Origin of the sequence: Mesorhizobium sp. M7A.F.Ca.MR.148.00.0.0, assembly GCF_003997735.1 — a bacterium.
In the GTDB taxonomy this organism is placed as follows: Bacteria; Pseudomonadota; Alphaproteobacteria; order Rhizobiales; family Rhizobiaceae; genus Mesorhizobium.
In genome coordinates, this window is the sequence record NZ_RZTB01000002.1 from 150975 (window position 1) to 169895 (window position 18921).

Genomic DNA, 18921 nt, shown 5'->3' on the forward strand with positions numbered 1-18921 from the left:
TGATGGCGCCGGCATTGCGGATGCGCTCGACGACGGGCCTTCGGACCTCCTTCGGCTCGCCGATCTTCGCCGATTTCGTGCCGCAGGAAGACGATTTCTTCGTCGAGCGCATCCGCAATGCCGGCGCCATCATCATCGGAAAGACCAACGTCCCCGAATTCGGGCTCGGCTCCAACACCTACAACGCCGTGTTCGGGCCGACGCTGAACGCCTTCGATCCGGCCCTGACCGCCGGCGGCTCGAGCGGTGGCGCAGCCGTTGCCCTGGCGCTCGACATGGTGCCCGTCGCCGATGGCAGCGACTTCGGCGGCTCGCTGCGCAACCCGGCCGCCTGGAACAATGTTTTTGGCTTCCGCCCGTCGCAAGGACTTGTTCCCGGCGGACCGGATTTGGAGATCTTCCATGCGCAGATGGGCGTCGACGGGCCGATGGGCCGCAACGTCCGTGACATGGCACTGCTGCTCGATGTGCAGGCCGGTTACCACCCGCACGCGCCATTGTCCTACGAGAAACCCGGCTCGTTCCTCGAAGGGCTTGGAATACCGGCAACTGCTGGCCGCATCGCCTGGCTCGGTGACCTCGGCGGTCATCTGCCGGTTGAAACAGGCATTCTCGGTCTGTGCGAGGCGGCACTCGGCCGCTTTGCGGAAGCATCCTTCGCGACTGAACCGTTGCTGCCGTATTTTGATTTCGAAGCGCTGTGGCAGGCCTTCGTGACGCTGCGCCAGGCCAGCAGCGGCTGTGCGCTCAAGACCCACTATGACGATCCCGCGAAGCGCCGCCTGCTCAAGCCGGAAGCCATCTGGGAAGTGGAGAACGCCATGCGGCTGACGGCGCCACAGATCCGCGCCGCCTCCGTGACCCGGACATCCTGGCATCGCACGCTGCTGTCGATCTTCGATCGCTATGATCTGATTGCGCTGCCGACCGCGCAGGTCTTCCCCTTCGATGTCGATACGCATTGGCCGCGTGAGGTCGCCGGACGCGCAATGGACAGCTATCACCGCTGGATGCAGGTTTCCGCCTTCGCGACCTTGGGCGGCTGCCCGGCGGCCAACGTGCCGGTCGGCTTCGACGATAGGGGCCGACCGATGGGCATGCAACTGATCGGCCGGCCGCGCGGCGACCTCGCCGTGCTGAAGGCGGCGGCGGCCTATGAGGCAACGCTGCCTTGGCAGACCGGCGCCTGAACCGGGCGGACTGGCGTGTCGCAGGGCGCTAGTTAGCGGCTTGCACCGGCTGCGCTGCTATGCATTGATTGTCCTCAAGCCGCGCCGCATCGGCGGCATTCCTGGGGAAAAATCATGTCGCTGGAACTCTACGCCGCCTATGTCCTCGCTTGCATCGTCATTATCCTGGTGCCGGGCCCAACGGTCACGCTGATCATCGCCAACAGCATCCGCCATGGCTCCCGCGCCGGTCTCGCCAATGTCGCCGGCACGCAGGCAGGGCTTGCCGTGATGATCGCCATCGTCGGCATCGGCCTCAACACACTGATCTCGGGCATGGGCCACTGGTTCGAGTGGGTGCGGCTGATCGGCGCCGCCTATCTGATCTGGATGGGTGTGCAGATGTTCCGTTCCAAAGGCACGCTGAACGCCGATGGAACGGCCAGGAAACCGCGCGGCGGCTTCTTCCTGCAGGGCCTGCTGGTGGCGCTCAGCAACCCCAAGACGCTGATTTTCTTCGGCGCCTTCTTTCCGCAGTTCATTTCGCCGCAAGGCAATTATTCGCTGCAGATCGCCATCATGGGCCTGACCGCCATGATCTTCGCCGCCTTCTCGGATTCGACCTATGCACTGGCCGCCGGCCGCGCCGGGCGCCTGCTGTCGGCCGGCCGCATCAAGCTTTTGTCGAGGATCAGCGGCAGCTTCATGGTCGGCGGCGGCCTGTGGCTGGCGTTTTCTAAGGCGAAGTAACAGCTCGCCGAGAGCCGGGACGAAAAGAGTTGCAGCGCCTTGGAATGGCAACAGATTGAAAGTGTGCTCTCTTACCACCACATGAATATGTGTTGAGGGACTCATGTCTGTCTTTTGGACTTGGAATGGTTTGAAGAGGAACGCGCCTGGCGTGATACTCTTTATCGGTGCGTTTGCGATTATGATCATGTCGGCGGCAAATAAATGGGCCAACGACGCCAGCCCGATCCGATCGGTCGACACATTCGACGCAAACGTCGAAAGTGTCCAGTTGGACCATGGCCGCGGCATATATCTGGTTTCTATCGAGAACGGTTCGTCTGTCCTTATCGATGACGATCGCCCGCATCTGATCGGCTCGCGCACAAGCATTGAACGCGTCACGCGCGACAATGGCTTCGTCTTCTACCGATTCGTGAGTTGAACCATGGCGACAGCATTTTCTCTCAAAAACCGCCTGCTTCTGTTTTACGCAGAATACCGCGATGCGGTTATTGGTGTCACTTTCTTCTGCACACTGCCTCTGGCGGCGCTGATCCCAATTGCGATGAACCAGGACAATCCGGTTGTGGCAACTCAGCGTGTGATGGGCACCGTCGAGTATGTCAGGTTAATGGCCATCAATCCGAAGATGGCCGCCGGGCGTGGGCTGTATTACACATACGACGTCCGCCTTGATGGCAGCAACGCGGTGACATCCATCGACGATGAAGTGGGGATGCCGCACCACGTCGGTTCGGTCATCCCCATCGAGCGGCAACATCATAAGCGCGGCGGAGACACCTATCGGTTTCTCAATCGGTGAAGACGCGTGCTCACAAGTTCAGTTTTGTTCTGACGATCAGTTAAGCCGCCCCAGCCTCTCCACCAGCAATGCGAAAAATCCGTCATGGTCGATGTCGCGCATCACCATGGCGTTCTTCGGCCGTTTGGTGACGCCCCACCAGTCGATCACGGTCATGCCCATGGTCAGTTCCGAGGCGGTTTCCACGCTGACGTTGCAGTTGCGGCCCTTGAACAGGTCAGGCTTCAACAGATAGGCGATGACGCAAGGGTCGTGCAGCGGGCCGCCGTCGGTGCCGTATTTCTCCTCGTCGAAGCGCTCGAAGAATTCCAGCATCTCGGCGGTGGCGGCGCCGACCTTGGTGCCGAGCGCGCGGAAGGTTTGCGTGCGCTTGGCGGTGGTCAGCGCCTTATGGGTGACATCGAGGGGCATCATGACGATCGGAATGCCGGATTTGAGCACGACATCGGCGGCCTGCGGATCGACGTAGATGTTGAATTCGGCGGTCGGGGTGACATTGCCGCCTTCGAAGAAGCCGCCGCCCATCAGCACGATTTCCTTGATGCGCGGTGCAATGCGCGGCTCGCGGATCAGCGCCAGCGCAATGTTGGTGAGCGGGCCGAGTGCGCAAAGCGTGATCGTGCCGCTTTCTTCCCCCATCAGCGTCTCGACGATGAAATCGACCGCGTACTGGTCCTGCAGCTTCATCGTCGGTTCGGGCAATTGCGGTCCGTTGAGACCGGTCTTGCCATGCACTTCCTCCGCGGTGACCAGTTCGCGCATCAGGGGCCGGATGGCGCCGGCATAGACCTTGATGTCCGGACGGCCAGCCAACTCGCAGATCTTGCGGGCATTCTTTTCGGTAAGCTTCAGCGGCACGTTTCCGGCAACGGCTGATATGCCGACGATCTCCAGTTCGGAGCTGCCGAGCGCCAGCAATATGGCGACGGCATCATCCTGACCGGGATCCGTGTCGATGATGATCTTGCGTGATTGGGGCATTTCAATTCCTTGTTTGGCGAGGTCGTGGGCTTGAACCGATCCGATCGAAACATCCAAATGACGCCGAAGCGGTCGCGAGCTGCCATGTCGAACCGCTCGACCGGGGAAGACAATCCCCGACCTGCGCGCTTCTCCTTGCATCTGCTCGCCGTTTCAAGCGCCATGTCGGTCATTCCTGTGAGTCCACGCCTGGTCTTTTTGGGCGGGTCTGTTGACGGCTTGAACTTGGTCGCGGGGCGGACCATATCAAGGCCATCGGGAAAAATGCCATCTGGGTTTTTCCACTTTATGTCGCTCTTGAGAGGACAGTGTAACATGAGCCGAATGACGCCCTTTTCCAGCCCGCTTCTCCTTGGTTTCGACGCCATGGAAAAGACCCTGGAACGCCTGGCGAAATCCGGCGACAGCTACCCTCCCTACAACATCGAACGCCTCAGCGGCGCCGACGGCAAGACCGAAAGGTTGCGCATCACATTGGCGGTCGCCGGTTTCGCAGAGAGCGATCTCGATGTCACCACGGAGGAAAACCAGCTGGTCGTGCGCGGCCGTCAGACCGACGACACCGAGCGCGAATTTCTTCATCGCGGCATCGCCGCGCGCCAGTTCCAGCGCTGTTTCGTGCTGGCCGACGGCATGCGGGTGATCGCGGCGGAGTTGAAGAACGGTCTTTTGGCGATCGACCTCGATCGGCCGGAGTCCGAACGGCTGGTACGGAAAATAAACATATCGGTGAAAGACTGATCTTTACCACTGCATCGGCCGGAAATCGGCTCCGACTTTCCGAAAGCACGATGCAGCAAATTGAATGGCTCTCATGCGGGATGGCCTTGAGCGGCGTCCTCGCGCCAAGGAGGCTTTGAAATGACCCGAACTGAAAATATCACCATGACCAATGGCGAATTCGCTCATCTCGGCGAAGGCTCGGTCGCTTATCTCAGAAAGGTTTCGAGCGACGAATTGCTCGGCCGTTTCCCGAACCTCGGCGAAATCGCCCCCGGCATGGAACTGTGGGCGCTGTTTGCCGCCAACGGCCAGCCGATCCTGCTTTCCGATGCGCGTGACCGCGCTCTGGCCGGTGCCATGGAAAACGATCTGACCACGGTCGCCATTCACTAAGGCCCAGCGCGCCACTCTGTTAGGCCCGATCAGCAGGCTCAAACGCATAGGGCCGCCCATGGCGGCCCTTGAATTTCGTCTCAACCAGAAAAAATCAGGCCGCGTGCGAAGCCTGGGTGTCCGACAAAAGCGCGTGGATAGCGGCGGCGTCGCGCGTACCCCTGATCTTGGCCACGGTGTCAGCGTCGCGCAGGACCCGCGCGATGCGCGATAGTGCCTTGAGGTGGTCGGCGCCCGCCCCTTCCGGCGCCAGCAGCAGAAACACCAGATCGACGGGCTGATCGTCCAGCGATTCGAAATCGACAGGCGTCTCCAGCCGGGCGAAAACACCTGCGATGCGTTTCACGCCGGCCAGCTTGCCGTGCGGAATGGCGATGCCGTTGCCGACGCCGGTCGAACCCAGGCGCTCACGCTGCAGGATGGTGTCGAACACCTCCCGCTCCGGAATGCCGGAAATCGCCGCTGCCCGTTCGGACAGCAGTTGCAGCAGCTGCTTCTTGGAGTTCGCCTTCAACGCCGGCAGTATCGCCGGAACGTTGATAAGATCGCTCAGATCCATGCTAGAAAATCCCTTGTTCGCCTGCCGTCACCAGTCCCCACCCCTCGTGCGGCCGGCTCTTATTGCCGTGCGACCCTTGTCGTCACCGTGCGACCTTTGTCGTCACTGTGCGACCCTTGTCGTCACGCTTGCGCGACCTTGGTCGTCGACGGGTCGATCCAGCCGATATTTCCATCGGGTCGGCGATAGACGATGTTGAGATGGTCGGTTCCCGCATTGCGGAAGACAAAGACCGGGCTGTCCTTGGTGTCGAGCTCGATGACCGCCGACGCCACCGACATGGTCTTCAGCGTCATGGTTGATTCGGCGACGATGGCGGGCGCGAAATTCTCCGGAATGTCCTCGTCGTCATCGGCAAGCGGCGCCATCACCGTGTAGGCGATGTCGGTCGGCTGGCCGTTGGCGGCGCCCGAGTTGTGCGATTTCAGCCTGCGCTTGTAGCGCCTCAGGCGGGTTTCCAGACGGTCCGCCGCCGCCTCGAAGGCTAGCGTCGGATCCTGGGCATCGCCGGTGGCCTGCAGCGAAGCGCCGGAATCCAGCCGGATCATGCAGTCCGCCGAATAGCGCGAGCCCGATTTGATGACCGTGACATGTCCGGCAAAGCCGCGATCGAAATATTTGCCGATCGCTTCGCCGACGCGATCATTGATGCGTGTCCGAAACGCATCGCCGATATCCATGTGTTTTCCCGATATGCGCAGATTCATCTGAAAACTGACCTTCCTTGCTCAGGCTTCAAACTGGCCCGAGTTTATACTCGTGATCCGTGCGCACAAGCTTTGCGGCGTCACTTACGCCGATTTTAAATCCAAACTTTCCGGTTGATCACAAGCCGCCCTTTGACCGTCCCGAGGCCAACGTCGTGACGGACCATCCGCATGCGGGCATCTAGCCCGTCTCATGCGGGCGGGCTTCTAGCCACTTCACCGCGGCTTGTCAATGAAGTGCCGGCCTGTGGAAAATCGACCCGCTCAGCGCCCGGCGCTGGCCAACGCCCGTTTCTCGCGTCGGCGCTGCACCGAAGAGGGGATATTCATGCCTTCCCGGTACTTGGCGACCGTACGTCTTGCAATGTCGACGCCACTTTCGCGCAACATGTCGACGATCGCGTCGTCGGAAAGCACGTCGACGGGTTTTTCCTCGTCGATCAACTGCTTGATGCGGTCACGCACGGCTTCCGAGGAATGCGCATCGCCGCCGCCCGACGCGGCGATCGAGGCGGTGAAGAAGTAGCGAAGCTCGAACACGCCGCGCGGCGTCAGCATATATTTGTTGGCTGTGACCCGGCTGACCGTCGATTCGTGCATGCCGATGGCGTCGGCCACCGTGCGCAGATTGAGCGGCTTCAACTGCCGCACGCCATGGACGAGGAAGGCATCCTGCTGGCGAACGATTTCCGAGGCGACCTTGAGAATGGTCTTTGCCCGCTGGTCGAGGCTGCGCGTCAGCCAGTTGGCGTTCTGCAGGCATTCGGCCAGAAAATCCTTTTCGGCCTGGTTCTTGGCCTGCGGCGAGACCTGGGCGAAATAGATATGGTCGACCAAAACCCGCGGCAGCGTTTCGGCATTGAGTTCGACCGTCCAGCTGCCGTCATTGGCCGCGCGCACCTCGACATCGGCGACGATCGCGTCGCTGGCGCCGCCCGAAAACGCCATGCCCGGCCGGGGATCGAGCGCCCGGATCTCGGCCAGCATGTCGAGCAGATCCTCCTCGTCGACACCGCATATCCGTTTCAATGCATGAAAGTCACGTCGTGCCAGGAGTTCGAGATTGGCGACCAGCGCCTTCATCGCCGGATCGAGCCGGTTGCGCACCGCAAGTTGCAGCGACAGGCATTCGGCCAGGTCGCGGGCAAACAGGCCAGCCGGCTCGAAGGTCTGACACACCGCCAGCACTTTCGCCACGGCAGCGGCATCCGCACCGAGACGAGCGGCGATCTCGGCCAGGTTGGCACGCAGATAGCCGGTCTCGTCAAGGCCGTCGGCGAGTTCGGCGGCGATCAGCCGTGCAGCCGGGTCAGTGAAGGCTAGCGCCACCTGTTCACCGACATGGTCGCGCAGCGTGATCGCAGCAGTCGCCATATCGCCCGCATCAAACCACTCGGATGAGGAACCCGCGCCATTGCCCGAAGCCGATTTCCATTGTGCCGTCAGGTCGGGACCGAGCCGCTCGCTGGTCCCCGGGTCGTCGGGGAACAGGTTTTCCAGCGACGTGTCGAGCTTGTCCGAGATCGCCTCGGCGCTCCACTGCGTCTCGTTTTCGAACCAGTCGCCTTCGGCGGTGGCTTGCGGCTCCGGCTCGATCTTCTGCGCCTGGTCGCTGGCGGCATCGTCCTGCGGCTCGGCGCGCTCCAGCAGCGGATTGCGCTCGATTTCATCGTCGATGAAATGCTCAAGCTCGACATGGGTGAACTGCAGCAGCCGAATCGACTGCATCAGCTGCGGCGTCATCACCAGCGACTGCGATTGTCGTAGCTGTAGTTTGGCCGCCAACGCCATGGTTCGGTTTCAAACGCCTCGTCTACGCATCCCGACTTCCGGGCAAGAATTTTGCAGCCGGCCATAAAAACTGGCCCGGCTTTTGCTTGTCAAGGCAATTGGTAGCAAAACGCGCTTACCGGAGCGTTATCCCGGAGCAAAATCGAGAAAAAAGCGCCGCGCGAACCGCAAAAATCGTGTCAGGAAACAAATTTCACGCTCAGAGCAATTCCAGGAAAAGTGAGAAACGGCTTTCCCGGGAAAAGCGCATGGCGCTTTCCCTTGGGAATTGCGTCAAGACGAAAAGACGGAGCGGATTGGCGTTTTCCGTGAAACGACGAACCGTTCAGAGCGTAAAACCCTCGCCGAGGTAAAGTCGCCGCACATCCGGGTTTGCCACCACCTCGTCGGCCCTTCCATGGGTCAGCACCTGGCCGGCATGGATGATGTAGGCGCGGTCGATGAGGCCGAGCGTTTCGCGCACATTGTGATCGGTGATGAGGACGCCGATGCCGCGCGCCGTCAGGTGGCGCACCAGTTGCTGGATATCCGCGACGGCGATCGGATCGATGCCTGCGAAAGGCTCGTCGAGCAGCATGTAGGCCGGACGTGTCGCCAGCGCTCGCGCGATTTCCAGGCGTCGCCGCTCGCCGCCCGAAAGCGACATGGATGGTGCCTTGCGCAGATGGCTGATGTGGAATTCCTCGAGCAGTTCGTCGAGATTGCGCTCGCGCACCTTGCGGTCCTTTTCGACCACTTCCAGCACCGCGCGGATATTCTGCTCGACATTGAGGCCGCGGAAGATCGACGCTTCCTGCGGCAGATAGCCGATGCCGAGGCGTGCGCGACGGTACATCGGCATCGACGTGACATCGAAGCCGTCGATCTCGATCGTGCCTTCATCCACCGGCACGAGGCCGGTAACCATGTAGAAACAGGTCGTCTTGCCGGCGCCGTTGGGACCGAGCAGCCCAACGGCCTCGCCGGCGCGCACGCCGATGGTGACCCCGCTGACGACCTTGCGGCCCTTGTAGCTCTTGGTCAGCCCCTTGGCGATCAGGGTTCCCTTGAACTTTCCCGCATCGACGGTCACCGTGGCCGGCGCCGAAAGCTTGCCGGCGGCCCGTCCCGGAAGACGCGCCGTCAGCGACGACAGGCTGGCCATCAGGGGTTCGTCGCTCCCGATTTCGGCGGCGGGGTGATCGACATCTGGACGCGTTGCCCAGCGCATGGATCCACCTGAGCCAGCCCGCTTTTCATCTGCACGGTAAGCTTGCAGCCCACCAGAATGTTGTCGTTTTGCGACAGAACGACCTTTTTGCCCGAAAGCACCAGCACCTGGCTCTTCATATCGAAGCTGCCTTGATCGCCTGTCGCGACCTGCGCATCCGACTTGATGTAAACCTTGTCGGAGATCTCCAGGTGATCGATGTTGGCCGAGCCCGTCATCGCCGCACCCGCGGCCTCCGTGCCCTTGGCAGCGGCGTTGGGGTCCTTGACGTAGTAGACCGTCATCTTGCCGGCCTTCATCAATGTCGGCCCCTGGACGACGCTGACATTGCCCGTGAAGATGGCGACACTGTCGGCCTGGCGGACTTCCAGCTTGTCGCTCTCGATCTGGATCGGCTTGTCGCCGGACAGTTTGAGGCCTGATTGACTGGTCGTCTGCGCCCATGACGGCACGAGTCCGAGCAGCAGCAACGCTGAAGTTGCAGCCGCGAGCCGCGTCGAACTACTGAGCCGCATTGGTTTCTCCGCTGTTTCCCTGTGCCGCCTTCAAGGCGGTGGAATCGATGTTGACGCGCACCTTGTTCTCGAAAACCAGAACCTTGCCATTGTCCTGGACCGACATCGTATCCGCCGTGATCCGCGACCCGCCACGGCTGACATCGACGGGATCTCCCGTCTTCATAGTGCCTTTGCCCATGTCGAGGAAGACCGATTTGAACTTGGCCTGCATGCCGTCGGTCGTGGTGATCGTCACGTCGCTGGTCAAGTTCATCGTATTGCCGTCGCGATCGTAGGTGCCGTGCGAGGCCTTGACCGCCGCCACATTGTCCGGCGCGATCGGCACCTTGGCGTCGATGCCTTCCAGCTCGATGATGCCTTGCGTGCTGACATCCTGAATGGCACGCAGCGCCGTCATCGAATAAGGCTGCTTCTGCTTGGTGAAACCGTTGAGCTTGGGATTGGCCATCACCAGCTTGCCGTTGGAAAAGGCAGTGCCTTCCGCCTGAACCTTCACGGCGACGGGTGCGGCGAGATAGGAATAGACCGGGAAAGCGACCGCTATCAGTGCCGCGGCCACCGGCACGGCAAATTTGAGAACGCGCACGCGGCGCGAATGACGCTGTGCACGGTCGAAAGCGTCGCCGCGCGTCCGGCCGTCCGCCGGGGGAGCCAACACCGCCTCGGCGTTGGTCGGTTCAATCGGTCGCGCTAACATTCACTGCTTTCTTTAACCCTGCCCACCCTTGAGCACCGCCTATAGGTGGGACGCCGGCGCTTTCAAGCAAGCACAAGCCCACGAAAACTGCAAAAATGTGACAGCCGCCTTTGTACAGACGAAAACGAGGTCCGCACAACTGCGTGTTCTCCATAGCAGAAACAGACACGCGGCGTAAAATTTATCCGTCGTCGGTCTCGTCGCCGCCCTGGGGCGATTGCACAAACATGTGAGCAGACCAATACTTGTAGAGCGCCCAGCCCGGGCCGGTCGACTGTCGACGGGGATGGCTACCTCACGTCCAGGTGCTGACTTGTCTCGCCATACGCAAAAGAGAACTGCTTCCAGATGGGCGGATCATGGTCTAAAAGCGTCTCCTCCCGCCGACTGAAAGGCTGACCATGGCACTGAGAGCCGACGACCTGATCGACCGCCGCCGTTTGCGGCGCAAGCTGACATTCTGGCGCGTCGTCGCCATAGGCATCGTAGCCCTTTGGGTGATTGCGCTTTCAACCTGGTTCTATGGCGACGATTTCGGCGGCTCGACGGTCGACCATATTGCCAAGGTCAAGATCGAAGGCACGATCACCGAGGACGAGGAACTGATCAAGCAGCTGGAAACCATTCGTCTTTCATCGAAGGTGAAAGGCGTGATCCTGTCGATCGATTCGCCTGGCGGCACCACCGTCGGTGGTGAGTCGATCTATGAAGAAGTGCGCAAGCTGGCCGCCGACAAGCCGGTGGTGGCGGAAGTCGGCACGCTCGCCGCATCGGCAGGCTATATGATCGCCAGTGCCGCCGATCACATCGTTGCCCGCAAGACCTCGATCGTCGGCTCGATCGGCGTGCTGATCCAGTATCCCGACGTCAGCGGCCTGATGGACAAACTCGGCGTCAAGCTGGAGGAAGTTAAATCCTCACCGCTGAAAGCCGCGCCCTCTCCCTTCAAGCCGACCAATGACGACGAGCGCGCCATGGTTCGCAAACTCATCCTCGACAGTTACAACTGGTTCGTCGACATCGTCGCCGAACGCCGCAAGATGACCCGCGAACAAGCACTGGCGCTTGCCGACGGCTCGATATTCACCGGTCGCCAGGGCGTTGCCAACGGGCTGATCGACGCCGTCGGCGGCGAGGCGGTAGCGGTCGACTGGCTGGCGACCAAGGGCGTCGATGCCAAGCTCAAGGTCGTCGAGTGGAAGGATACCGAACAGCGCGGCGGCTTCCTGTTCTCGAAAGCGATGGCGCAAACCATCGGCAGTGCGCTCGGCCTGCCCGCCTACAGCGGCGACGTCATCCATGAACTCGGGGCCGACCGCTTGTTTCTTGACGGTCTCGTTTCCGTCTGGCACCCTTGAGACGCCGTTTGGGGCAAGTGAAAAAAGCAAATAAAATCATCCTCATAAATTTGACCGCACTGCTTTCACGGGGACCCGTCTCATGATCAAGTCCGAACTTGTGCAGATTATTGCCACGCGCAATCCGCATCTTTTCCTGCGCGACGTCGAAAACATCGTCGGCGCCATCTTCGATGAAATCACCGACGCCCTTGCCGAAGGCAACCGGGTCGAGTTGCGTGGCTTCGGCGCTTTTTCGGTGAAGAATCGTCCCGCCCGCACCGGCCGCAATCCGCGCACCGGCGAATCCGTCGAGGTCGAGGAGAAATGGGTGCCGTTCTTCAAGACCGGCAAGGAACTGCGTGAAAGGCTGAACGGCGGCAAGTAGGCGCGACGTCAGCGCCTGACGGCCTTTCGGACAGGCCAGCTTCCGACGGAAAACATCATGTTCAATCGCTTCATGCTCATCGCGATCTTCGTGCCCCTGGCGATCATCCTGATCGCACTCGCCGTTGCCAACCGCGAACTGGTCGCCTTCACGCTCGATCCGTTCAACCCCGGCAATCCGAAGCTGACCCTGACTTTGCCGCTGTTCATCTTCCTGTTCCTGGCACTCGCCATCGGCATGATCGTCGGCAGCCTGGCAACCTGGGTCAAGCAGGGCCGCTATCGCAAGCTGGCGCGCCAGCGCGGCGTCGAGGCCGAGAACCTGCGCCAGGCGGTCAGCCGTGCGCCGGCGGTACCGCAAAGCCAGGCTCCGGGAACGGCCCCAGGCTCCACCCAAGGGTCCGCCCAAGGGTCCGCCCATGGGTCCGCATTGCCGAAGCCGACCACCTGAACCGCCCGCAGGCGGCTTTGTCCCCACGGAGTTTTTCATGCTGACCATTTCGGCCGCAGAGGTCGACCATGCGCTGAGCTTTCCCGGACTGGTCGAGACGCTGCGCACGGTGTTCCGCGACGGTGCGGTGCAGCCGGTCAGGCATCATCATACGATCGAGCGGCCAGATGGCGCGGCCTCCACCCTGCTTTTGATGCCGGCCTGGACCGACCTCAACGCGGCGGGCACATCGGCCGGTGGTCACATCGGCGTCAAGATCGTCACCGTGTCCCCCGACAACAATGCCATCGGCAAGCCGGCGGTGATGGGGCTCTATCTCCTGCTCAATGGCGCCACCGGCGAACCTGAGGCCTTGATCGACGGCCAGCGGCTGACACAGTGGCGCACCGCCTGTGCTTCGGCGCTTGCGGCCTCCTATCTCGCCCGCGACGATGCCTCGCGGCTGCTGGTGGTCGGCGCCGGCGCGCTGTCGCCCTTCCTCGCCAAGGCGCACTCGGCCGTACGGCCGATCAAGACCATCCGCATCTGGAACCGCACCCCGGCCAATGCCGAGAAAGTCGCGGCCGACCTGCGCGCCGAGGGTTTTGCAGCCAGCGCGGCGAGCGATCTCGATGCCGAGCTTGGGCAGGCCGACATCGTCTCCTCGGCGACGATCACGACGACGCCGCTGATCAAGGGCGCATTGTTGCGGCCGGGAACCCATGTCGACCTGGTCGGAGGCTTTACGCCGACGATGCGCGAGAGCGACGACGACGCGATCAGGCTTGCCCGCGTCTATGTCGACACCCGCGCCGGCGCCACCAAGGAAGCCGGCGACATCGTCCAGCCGCTGGCCTCCGGCGTGCTGAAGCCGGAAACCATCGTCGCCGATCTGCACGAATTAGCGCGCGGCCAGAAGAAGGGTCGCGAGAGCGCTGGGGAGATCACGCTGTTCAAGTCGGTCGGCGCGGCGCTCGAGGATCTTGCCGCCGGCATTGCCGTCTTCAAGGCGCTCACGGCCTAGTTCGCCGGTACAGCCATTTTGGCGCTCATCGCGTCGGCGATCACACGAAAATCGTGATCCCCGATTTCGAAAAGGCCAAAGCGAAGCTGATAACCCCAGTTCGACTTGGCCATGGTGAAGTCCAGCCTGTCGAGCAGCGGCTTGATCGGCGCTTCCTCGGCCTTGGCCCACGCGACATCGCGGCGGAAGGGTGTGAAGCCGGCGCCCATATCGCCCTGATAGGGCTCGCCTTCCCGCACGATGCCGATCGCGGTGAAGGCCCGCAGGCCATCTTTCTCGCCCAAAACAGTGTTCGGCGAGTAGTAGACGATGCCATCGCCTGGCTTGACGCGACGCAGCGGTGCCGCCTTGCCGTGGTTGACCTGCATGAAGCCGGCTGCGCGACCCCGCCGGACATGTTCGGCCGACGCCACGGCGATCCAGTACGCGCTCATTTCTGGTTACCATTGGCCTGTTCGCCATCGGACAGCCAATAGACGCGCAGGCGATGATTGTCGGGATCGAGCGCGACAAAAGTACGGCCGAAATCCATGTCGGTTGGCGTCTGCAGAATTGTCAGCCCGCGCCCGGACCAGTCGGCATGGGCGGCATCGACCGCGTCGGGCGTATCCATCGCAAACACGATTTCGGCGCCACCGCCTGACGTGGCAGCTGCCGGCTCCACCGTATGGCGCGACCACAGGCCGAGCTTGAAGCCGGCATCGAGCACGAAAAGCACGAAGGTCGGCGAACTTTCGACCGGCTCACGGCCGAGCAGCGCGCTGTAGAAGGCGCCGCTCTCAAGCGGCTGGTCGACATAGAGGATGACGAAATTCGGGGTGGCCATATCTGCTCTCCAAGGTTCGGTGCTTCGACTGGCGACCATAAGATGGGCTACTGTCAGATTATGGCAGCAGTCATCTCGAACCACGCGCCTTGTCGAGCGTTGCCCGCCATTCCTTGAGCAGCGTTTGGCGACGACGCGGATAGCGCGTGTCTGTTGCATGGAGTTCGGTGATGCGATCGGTGCGAAAATGCCGGAAATCCTGCCGCATCTCGCACCACGCCACCACCACCCGCACCTTGTCGAAGAAGCCCAGCGCAAATGGCCAGACGACACGCTCGGACGCGGCGCCGCCGGCGGCGCGGTAAAGAAAGCCGAGCTTGCGCTCGTTGCGGATGGCCTGCCGTACGAGGCCAATATCGATGCTTTCGATGACTGCGGCGGAAGGGCCGACCAGCAGTGTGCTCGCGTCGAGATCCTCGCGCAGATCGTCCGGCAGGACCGCCGCTATCTTGGCCAACGCGTTGGCAGCGGCGGCCGAGAGGCGCTGGTCCGGCTGCTTGGCGACCCAGCGCGAGCCGAGCACGATGGCTTCGATCTCCTCGTCGCTGAACATCAGCGGCGGCAGCATGAAGCCGGGCTTGAGCACATAACCGACACCCGCCTCGCCCTCGATCGGCGCGCCCTGGCCCTGCAGCGTGGCGATGTCGCGGTAGAGTGTGCGAATCGAAATCCCGAGTTCATCGGCCAGCGCCTGTCCGCTCACGGGCCGGCGATGCCGGCGCAGGCACTGGATCAGGTCGAGCAGGCGTTCGGAGCGGGACATCCGGTAGATTTGCCTGTTTCTTTGACATTGGTCCATCGCGGCCAACCTGAACCGGAGAGGCCGACCTGTCGGACTTGGTTGCGAAGCCGGTTGCCCTATGTCAAAAGCGGCCACGCCGTTCGGAGTTGCCCCCGCTTGAAGTCTTTTCGCGACAAACGCCGCGACAACCGTCCACATCCATCCGCGAAGGGTGCGGCGGACGTGTCACGTCCGCGTCCCGGCCAGGCTCCCGCCAGACCGGAAGCGCCACCGCGCGAGCGCCATGAGGCGAAGACGGAAAGTCGTTCCGAACCGAACTCGGCGCCGCGCATCCTGGCCCGCCGCGAAGGCGCTCTGCCCGCCGAACATCTTCCCGTGATCCTGGAAGTGGCACCGAATGCCGATTATGCGCTCCTCGACAGCGGCACCGGCCAAAAGCTCGAACAATATGGCCCCTACCGTATCGTGCGGCCCGAGGGCCAGGCGATCTGGCGAAAGGCCTTGCCGGCAAAGGAATGGGAGCGCGCCGACGCCGTCTTCACCGGCGACACCGACGAGGAGGGCATCGGCCGCTGGCGTTTCCCCAAGCTGCCGCTCGGCGAGACCTGGCCGATGAAGCATGACGGCATCGACTATCTCGGCCGTTTCACCTCGTTTCGTCATGTCGGCGTCTTTCCCGAGCAGGCCTCCCATTGGGATCACATGGCCGGGCTGATCGCGGCGGCGAAGCGGCCGGTCAAGGTGCTGAACCTGTTCGGCTATACCGGTCTCGCCTCATTGGTGGCGGCTCGCGCCGGCGCCGAGGTCACCCATGTCGATGCCTCGAAGAAAGCGATCGGCTGGGCCCGTGAAAACCAGGAGATGGCCGGCCTCGGCAGCAAGCCGATCCGCTGGATCGTCGACGACGCGGTCAAATTCGCCGAGCGCGAGGAGCGCCGCGGCAGCCGCTACGACATCATCCTGTTCGACCCGCCGGCCTATGGCCGTGGCCCCAAGGGCGAGGTCTGGCAATTGTTCGAGGACCTGCCCGATTTGACCGATCTCTGCCGGGCGATCCTGACGCCGAAGCCGCTTGCCGTGGTGCTGACCGCCTATTCGATCCGCGCCTCCTTCTTCGCCATCCACGCCCTGATGCGCGATACCTTTGCCGGCATGGGCGGCAAGATTGAATCGGGTGAGCTGATCATCCGTGAAAAGTCCGCCGGCCGGGCGCTCTCGACTTCATTGTTTTCGCGTTGGGTGGCTGAATGAACGAGCGGCATGCAGGCGCACCTGGCCAGGTGAAGGAGGTCACCAGCCTCGCCAATCCGCTGGTCAAGGACATCAAGGCGCTCGCTCAGAAGAAATTCCGCGACCAGCAGAACGCCTTCATGGCCGAGGGGCTGAAGCTGGTCATCGATGCGCTCGATCTCGGCTGGCAGATCAGGACATTGGTTTTCGCCAAGGCCGGGCGTGGCAACGCGGCGGTGGAGAAGGTGGCCGCACGCACGGTTGCCGCCGGCGGCATGGTGCTCGAAGTGTCGGAAAAGGTGCTGGTGGCCATCACCCGCCGCGACAATCCGCAAATGGTGGTTGGCGTCTTTTCGCAAAAATTCCTCGCCTTGAAGGATGTCCGCGCCGACAATGGCGACGTCTGGGTGGCGCTCGACCGGGTGCGCGACCCCGGCAATCTCGGCACCGTCATCCGCACCGTCGATGCCGTCGGCGCCAAAGGCGTCATCCTGGTCGGCGATACCACTGATCCGTTCTCCGTGGAAACGGTGCGCGCCACCATGGGTTCGATCTTTGCCGTGCCGGTGGCCAAGGCGACAACCGAGGCTTTCCTTGCCTGGCGAGGCGGCTTCTCAGGGCTAGTCGCCGGCACCCACCTGAAAGGCGCCGTCGACTACCGCTCGGTCGATTTTTCACGCGGGCCCGTGCTGCTGATGATGGGCAACGAGCAGCAGGGACTGCCCGAAAGCCTGGCTGCGAGCTGCGACAGGCTGCTCAGGATTCCGCAAGCCGGCCGTGCCGATTCGCTCAATCTGGCCGTTGCCACCGGCATCATGCTGTTCGAGATCCGGCGAGGCGCGCTCAAGCTTGAGCCAATCCTGGACCAGCAATGAAGGTTGCCCGCCCGTGAGATCATGGTCTCCCTACGCACTGCTCGTCGTCGCGGCCATCGCGCTCGACCAGTGGATAAAATACCTGGTCGAGGCCGATCTGCCTTTTCAGGAGAAGGTTGATCTGCTGCCCTTCCTGGCGCTGTTCCGCACCTACAATACCGGCATCGCCTTCTCGATGTTCTCGTCCTTCGGCGACACCGGGTTGATCGTCATCTCGCTTGTCGTCGTTGCTTTCGTGCTGTTCCTGGCGACGCGGATCGCGCCGTCCCAGATCCTTGCCCGCACCGGCTTTGCGCTGATCGTTGGCGGCGCGCTGGGCAATCTGATCGACCGCGCCGTCTACGGCCACGTCGTCGACTACATCCTGTTTCACACGCCGGTGTGGTCCTTCGCCGTCTTCAACCTTGCAGACGCCTTCATTTCGGTGGGCGCGGCACTGGTCGTCTTCGACGAGCTGTTCGGCTGGGGACGCGAACCCAAAGCTAGGCCTTCCAAGGATTGACCCCGTGCGGCCATCGCCGCACAGTTCATGTCGCCAAACAAGATCGCGGAGAAAGACATGTCCGAAACCTTCAAAGCCATCCTCGTTTCGCGTGACGCCGAGAAAAAGCAGTCGGTCAACGTAACCGATCTCACCGAGGCCGACCTGATGGAAGGCGATGTCACCGTCGCGATCGAGGCAACGACGGTGAACTACAAGGATGGCCTGGCGATCACGGGCAAGGCGCCGGTGATCCGCCGCTGGCCGCTGGTGCCGGGCATCGATTTCGCCGGCACCGTCATCTCGTCCTCCCATCCCGACTGGCGCACCGGAGACAAGGTCGTGCTGAACGGCTGGGGCGTCGGCGAAACCCATTTCGGCGCCTATGCAGGCCGTGCCCGCGTCAAGGGCGACTGGCTGGTGCCGCTGCCGCAAGGCATCAGCACGCATGACGCGATGGCCGTCGGCACCGCAGGCTACACCGCCATGCTCTGCGTCATGGCCCTGGAACGGCACGGCATCCTGCCCGATCGCGGCCCGGTGGTGGTGACGGGGGCGGCCGGCGGCGTCGGCTCGGTAGCGGTCTCGATCCTGTCCAGCCTCGGCTACCATGTCATTGCTTCCACCGGCCGCAATGCCGAAAGCCCCTATCTGATCGACCTTGGCGCCGCCGAAGTGATATCGCGCGACGAGCTTGCCCAGCCGGCCAAGCCGCTGGCCAAGGAGCGCTGGGCCGGCGGCATCGACGCCGTCGGTAGCCACACGCTGGCCAATGTGCTCTCGATGACCTCCTATGGCGGCGCGGTCGCCGCCTGCGGCCTGGCCGGCGGCATGGACCTGCCGGCCAGCGTCGCGCCCTTCATCCTGCGCGGCGTCTCATTGCTCGGCATCGATTCAGTGATGGCGCCTAAAGCAGTCCGCCTCGAGGCATGGCGCCGCATCGCCACCGACCTCGATCTGCAGAAGCTCGCCAGCCTGTCCAGCACCATCGGGTTCGACGGCATCGTCGATGCCGCGCGCGACATCGTCGACGGCAAGATCCGCGGCCGCGTCGTCGTGGATATGTGACTCCGCCCAACTGCCGGAAGGGCGGATAAAATCGCCAGATTTGATGGCAAACCCGCCGCGCCTCGGCAAAAAGCGCTCATCCGCTAAAATTCGAACGATCCGCCGCAATTTTCCATAATCTCTGTCTGGCAAGGATTTCGGCATGATCGCGGAATCCGGCAGCCAACAGGCGGACACTGGCGACGACGTCGATGCGGTGCTCCCGCCGGCGTCGACGC

24 protein-coding genes are annotated in these 18921 nt (G+C 62.5%); 14 read left to right on the plus strand and 10 right to left on the minus strand.

Annotated elements, in window-relative coordinates:
* From EOB49_RS01655 to EOB49_RS01670, 4 genes are all read left to right on the plus strand, one after another.
* On the plus strand, nucleotides 1-1190 hold a 1190-nt coding region (locus tag EOB49_RS01655), incomplete at its 5' end, for an amidase (RefSeq protein WP_245472400.1).
* 114 nt (nucleotides 1191-1304) lie between these two features.
* Nucleotides 1305-1919 (plus strand): LysE family translocator, encoded by a 615-nt coding sequence (locus tag EOB49_RS01660; RefSeq protein ID WP_127379954.1) that lies wholly within the window; start codon nucleotides 1305-1307, stop codon nucleotides 1917-1919.
* 151 nt (nucleotides 1920-2070) lie between these two features.
* Complete coding sequence (locus tag EOB49_RS01665; RefSeq protein WP_245472403.1) at nucleotides 2071-2343, plus strand: hypothetical protein; 273 nt, start codon at nucleotides 2071-2073, stop codon at nucleotides 2341-2343.
* 3 nt (nucleotides 2344-2346) lie between these two features.
* Entirely contained in the window at nucleotides 2347-2724 is a 378-nt protein-coding gene (locus tag EOB49_RS01670; protein ID WP_127379956.1) for a hypothetical protein, read from the plus strand.
* Between the two features lie 36 nt (nucleotides 2725-2760).
* Here EOB49_RS01670 and EOB49_RS01675 read toward each other — a convergent pair whose 3' ends face one another.
* Nucleotides 2761-3705 (minus strand): nucleoside hydrolase, encoded by a 945-nt coding sequence (locus EOB49_RS01675; RefSeq protein WP_127379957.1) that lies wholly within the window; start codon nucleotides 3703-3705, stop codon nucleotides 2761-2763.
* Nucleotides 3706-4020: 315 nt separating this feature from the next.
* Between EOB49_RS01675 and EOB49_RS01680 the strand changes: the two genes are divergently transcribed.
* Both EOB49_RS01680 and EOB49_RS01685 read left to right on the plus strand, forming a co-directional pair.
* Nucleotides 4021-4446, plus strand: a complete 426-nt coding sequence (locus EOB49_RS01680) for an Hsp20 family protein (RefSeq protein WP_013529591.1) — start codon at nucleotides 4021-4023, stop codon at nucleotides 4444-4446.
* A 120-nt stretch (nucleotides 4447-4566) separates the two neighbouring features.
* Nucleotides 4567-4821 (plus strand): DUF1150 family protein, encoded by a 255-nt coding sequence (locus EOB49_RS01685; RefSeq protein WP_023760740.1) that lies wholly within the window; start codon nucleotides 4567-4569, stop codon nucleotides 4819-4821.
* A 94-nt stretch (nucleotides 4822-4915) separates the two neighbouring features.
* On the opposite strand, the gene ptsN is transcribed toward EOB49_RS01685, so the two are convergent.
* From ptsN to lptC, 6 genes are all read right to left on the minus strand, one after another.
* Nucleotides 4916-5380, minus strand: a complete 465-nt coding sequence (gene ptsN, locus EOB49_RS01690) for a PTS IIA-like nitrogen regulatory protein PtsN (RefSeq protein ID WP_013529589.1) — start codon at nucleotides 5378-5380, stop codon at nucleotides 4916-4918.
* 122 nt (nucleotides 5381-5502) lie between these two features.
* A complete protein-coding gene (raiA, locus tag EOB49_RS01695) occupies nucleotides 5503-6087 on the minus strand; it encodes a ribosome-associated translation inhibitor RaiA (RefSeq protein WP_013529588.1) in 585 nt (194 codons plus the stop codon).
* 264 nt (nucleotides 6088-6351) lie between these two features.
* Nucleotides 6352-7878 (minus strand): RNA polymerase factor sigma-54, encoded by a 1527-nt coding sequence (rpoN, locus tag EOB49_RS01700; protein ID WP_127379958.1) that lies wholly within the window; start codon nucleotides 7876-7878, stop codon nucleotides 6352-6354.
* A gap of 325 nt (nucleotides 7879-8203) precedes the next feature.
* Entirely contained in the window at nucleotides 8204-9022 is an 819-nt protein-coding gene (gene lptB, locus EOB49_RS01710) for an LPS export ABC transporter ATP-binding protein (RefSeq protein WP_013529586.1), read from the minus strand.
* Nucleotides 9022-9603, minus strand: a complete 582-nt coding sequence (locus EOB49_RS01715; RefSeq protein WP_127328297.1) for an LptA/OstA family protein — start codon at nucleotides 9601-9603, stop codon at nucleotides 9022-9024. Before EOB49_RS01715 ends, lptB begins: the two co-directional genes overlap by 1 nt.
* Nucleotides 9590-10303, minus strand: coding sequence for an LPS export ABC transporter periplasmic protein LptC (gene lptC / locus EOB49_RS01720; RefSeq protein WP_127269996.1), 714 nt, complete (start codon nucleotides 10301-10303; stop codon nucleotides 9590-9592). The genes EOB49_RS01715 and lptC overlap by 14 nt, the downstream gene beginning before the upstream one ends.
* Nucleotides 10304-10704: 401 nt before the next feature.
* Here lptC and sppA point away from each other — a divergent pair, with 401 nt between their 5' ends.
* The 4 genes from sppA (at nucleotide 10705) to EOB49_RS01740 (ending at nucleotide 13481) form a co-directional block, all read left to right on the plus strand.
* Nucleotides 10705-11661, plus strand: coding sequence for a signal peptide peptidase SppA (gene sppA / locus EOB49_RS01725; protein ID WP_127379959.1), 957 nt, complete (start codon nucleotides 10705-10707; stop codon nucleotides 11659-11661).
* A gap of 82 nt (nucleotides 11662-11743) precedes the next feature.
* The gene (locus EOB49_RS01730; RefSeq protein WP_006200394.1) at nucleotides 11744-12028 is read left to right on the plus strand and encodes an integration host factor subunit beta; all 285 of its coding nucleotides are present in this window, start codon (nucleotides 11744-11746) and stop codon (nucleotides 12026-12028) included.
* Between the two features lie 57 nt (nucleotides 12029-12085).
* Complete coding sequence (locus EOB49_RS01735) at nucleotides 12086-12478, plus strand: LapA family protein (RefSeq protein WP_127379960.1); 393 nt, start codon at nucleotides 12086-12088, stop codon at nucleotides 12476-12478.
* A 37-nt stretch (nucleotides 12479-12515) separates the two neighbouring features.
* Nucleotides 12516-13481: an ornithine cyclodeaminase family protein gene (locus EOB49_RS01740; protein ID WP_127379961.1), complete on the plus strand. Its 966-nt coding sequence runs from the start codon at nucleotides 12516-12518 to the stop codon at nucleotides 13479-13481.
* Here the strand turns inward: EOB49_RS01740 and EOB49_RS01745 are convergent.
* From EOB49_RS01745 to EOB49_RS01755, 3 genes are all read right to left on the minus strand, one after another.
* Nucleotides 13478-13915, minus strand: a complete 438-nt coding sequence (locus tag EOB49_RS01745) for an EVE domain-containing protein (RefSeq protein ID WP_127271652.1) — start codon at nucleotides 13913-13915, stop codon at nucleotides 13478-13480. The two genes, EOB49_RS01740 and EOB49_RS01745, sit on opposite strands and share 4 nt — an antisense overlap.
* Entirely contained in the window at nucleotides 13912-14307 is a 396-nt protein-coding gene (locus EOB49_RS01750; protein WP_127379962.1) for a VOC family protein, read from the minus strand. The genes EOB49_RS01745 and EOB49_RS01750 overlap by 4 nt, the downstream gene beginning before the upstream one ends.
* Before the next feature lie 70 nt (nucleotides 14308-14377).
* Nucleotides 14378-15070, minus strand: coding sequence for a YafY family protein (locus EOB49_RS01755; protein WP_127379963.1), 693 nt, complete (start codon nucleotides 15068-15070; stop codon nucleotides 14378-14380).
* A gap of 135 nt (nucleotides 15071-15205) precedes the next feature.
* Between EOB49_RS01755 and EOB49_RS01760 the strand changes: the two genes are divergently transcribed.
* From EOB49_RS01760 to EOB49_RS01775, 4 genes are read left to right on the plus strand one after another with little or no spacing between them, the layout of a single operon-like run.
* The gene (locus EOB49_RS01760; RefSeq protein WP_127379964.1) at nucleotides 15206-16300 is read left to right on the plus strand and encodes a class I SAM-dependent rRNA methyltransferase; all 1095 of its coding nucleotides are present in this window, start codon (nucleotides 15206-15208) and stop codon (nucleotides 16298-16300) included.
* Nucleotides 16297-17154: an RNA methyltransferase gene (locus EOB49_RS01765; protein ID WP_013529576.1), complete on the plus strand. Its 858-nt coding sequence runs from the start codon at nucleotides 16297-16299 to the stop codon at nucleotides 17152-17154. The genes EOB49_RS01760 and EOB49_RS01765 overlap by 4 nt, the downstream gene beginning before the upstream one ends.
* A 13-nt stretch (nucleotides 17155-17167) precedes the next feature.
* The gene (gene lspA, locus EOB49_RS01770; protein ID WP_127379965.1) at nucleotides 17168-17656 is read left to right on the plus strand and encodes a signal peptidase II; all 489 of its coding nucleotides are present in this window, start codon (nucleotides 17168-17170) and stop codon (nucleotides 17654-17656) included.
* A 57-nt stretch (nucleotides 17657-17713) separates the two neighbouring features.
* On the plus strand, nucleotides 17714-18703 hold the full coding sequence (locus EOB49_RS01775) for an MDR family oxidoreductase (RefSeq protein ID WP_127379966.1): 990 nt from the start codon (nucleotides 17714-17716) through the stop codon (nucleotides 18701-18703).
* Nucleotides 18704-18921: the final 218 nt, after the last annotated feature.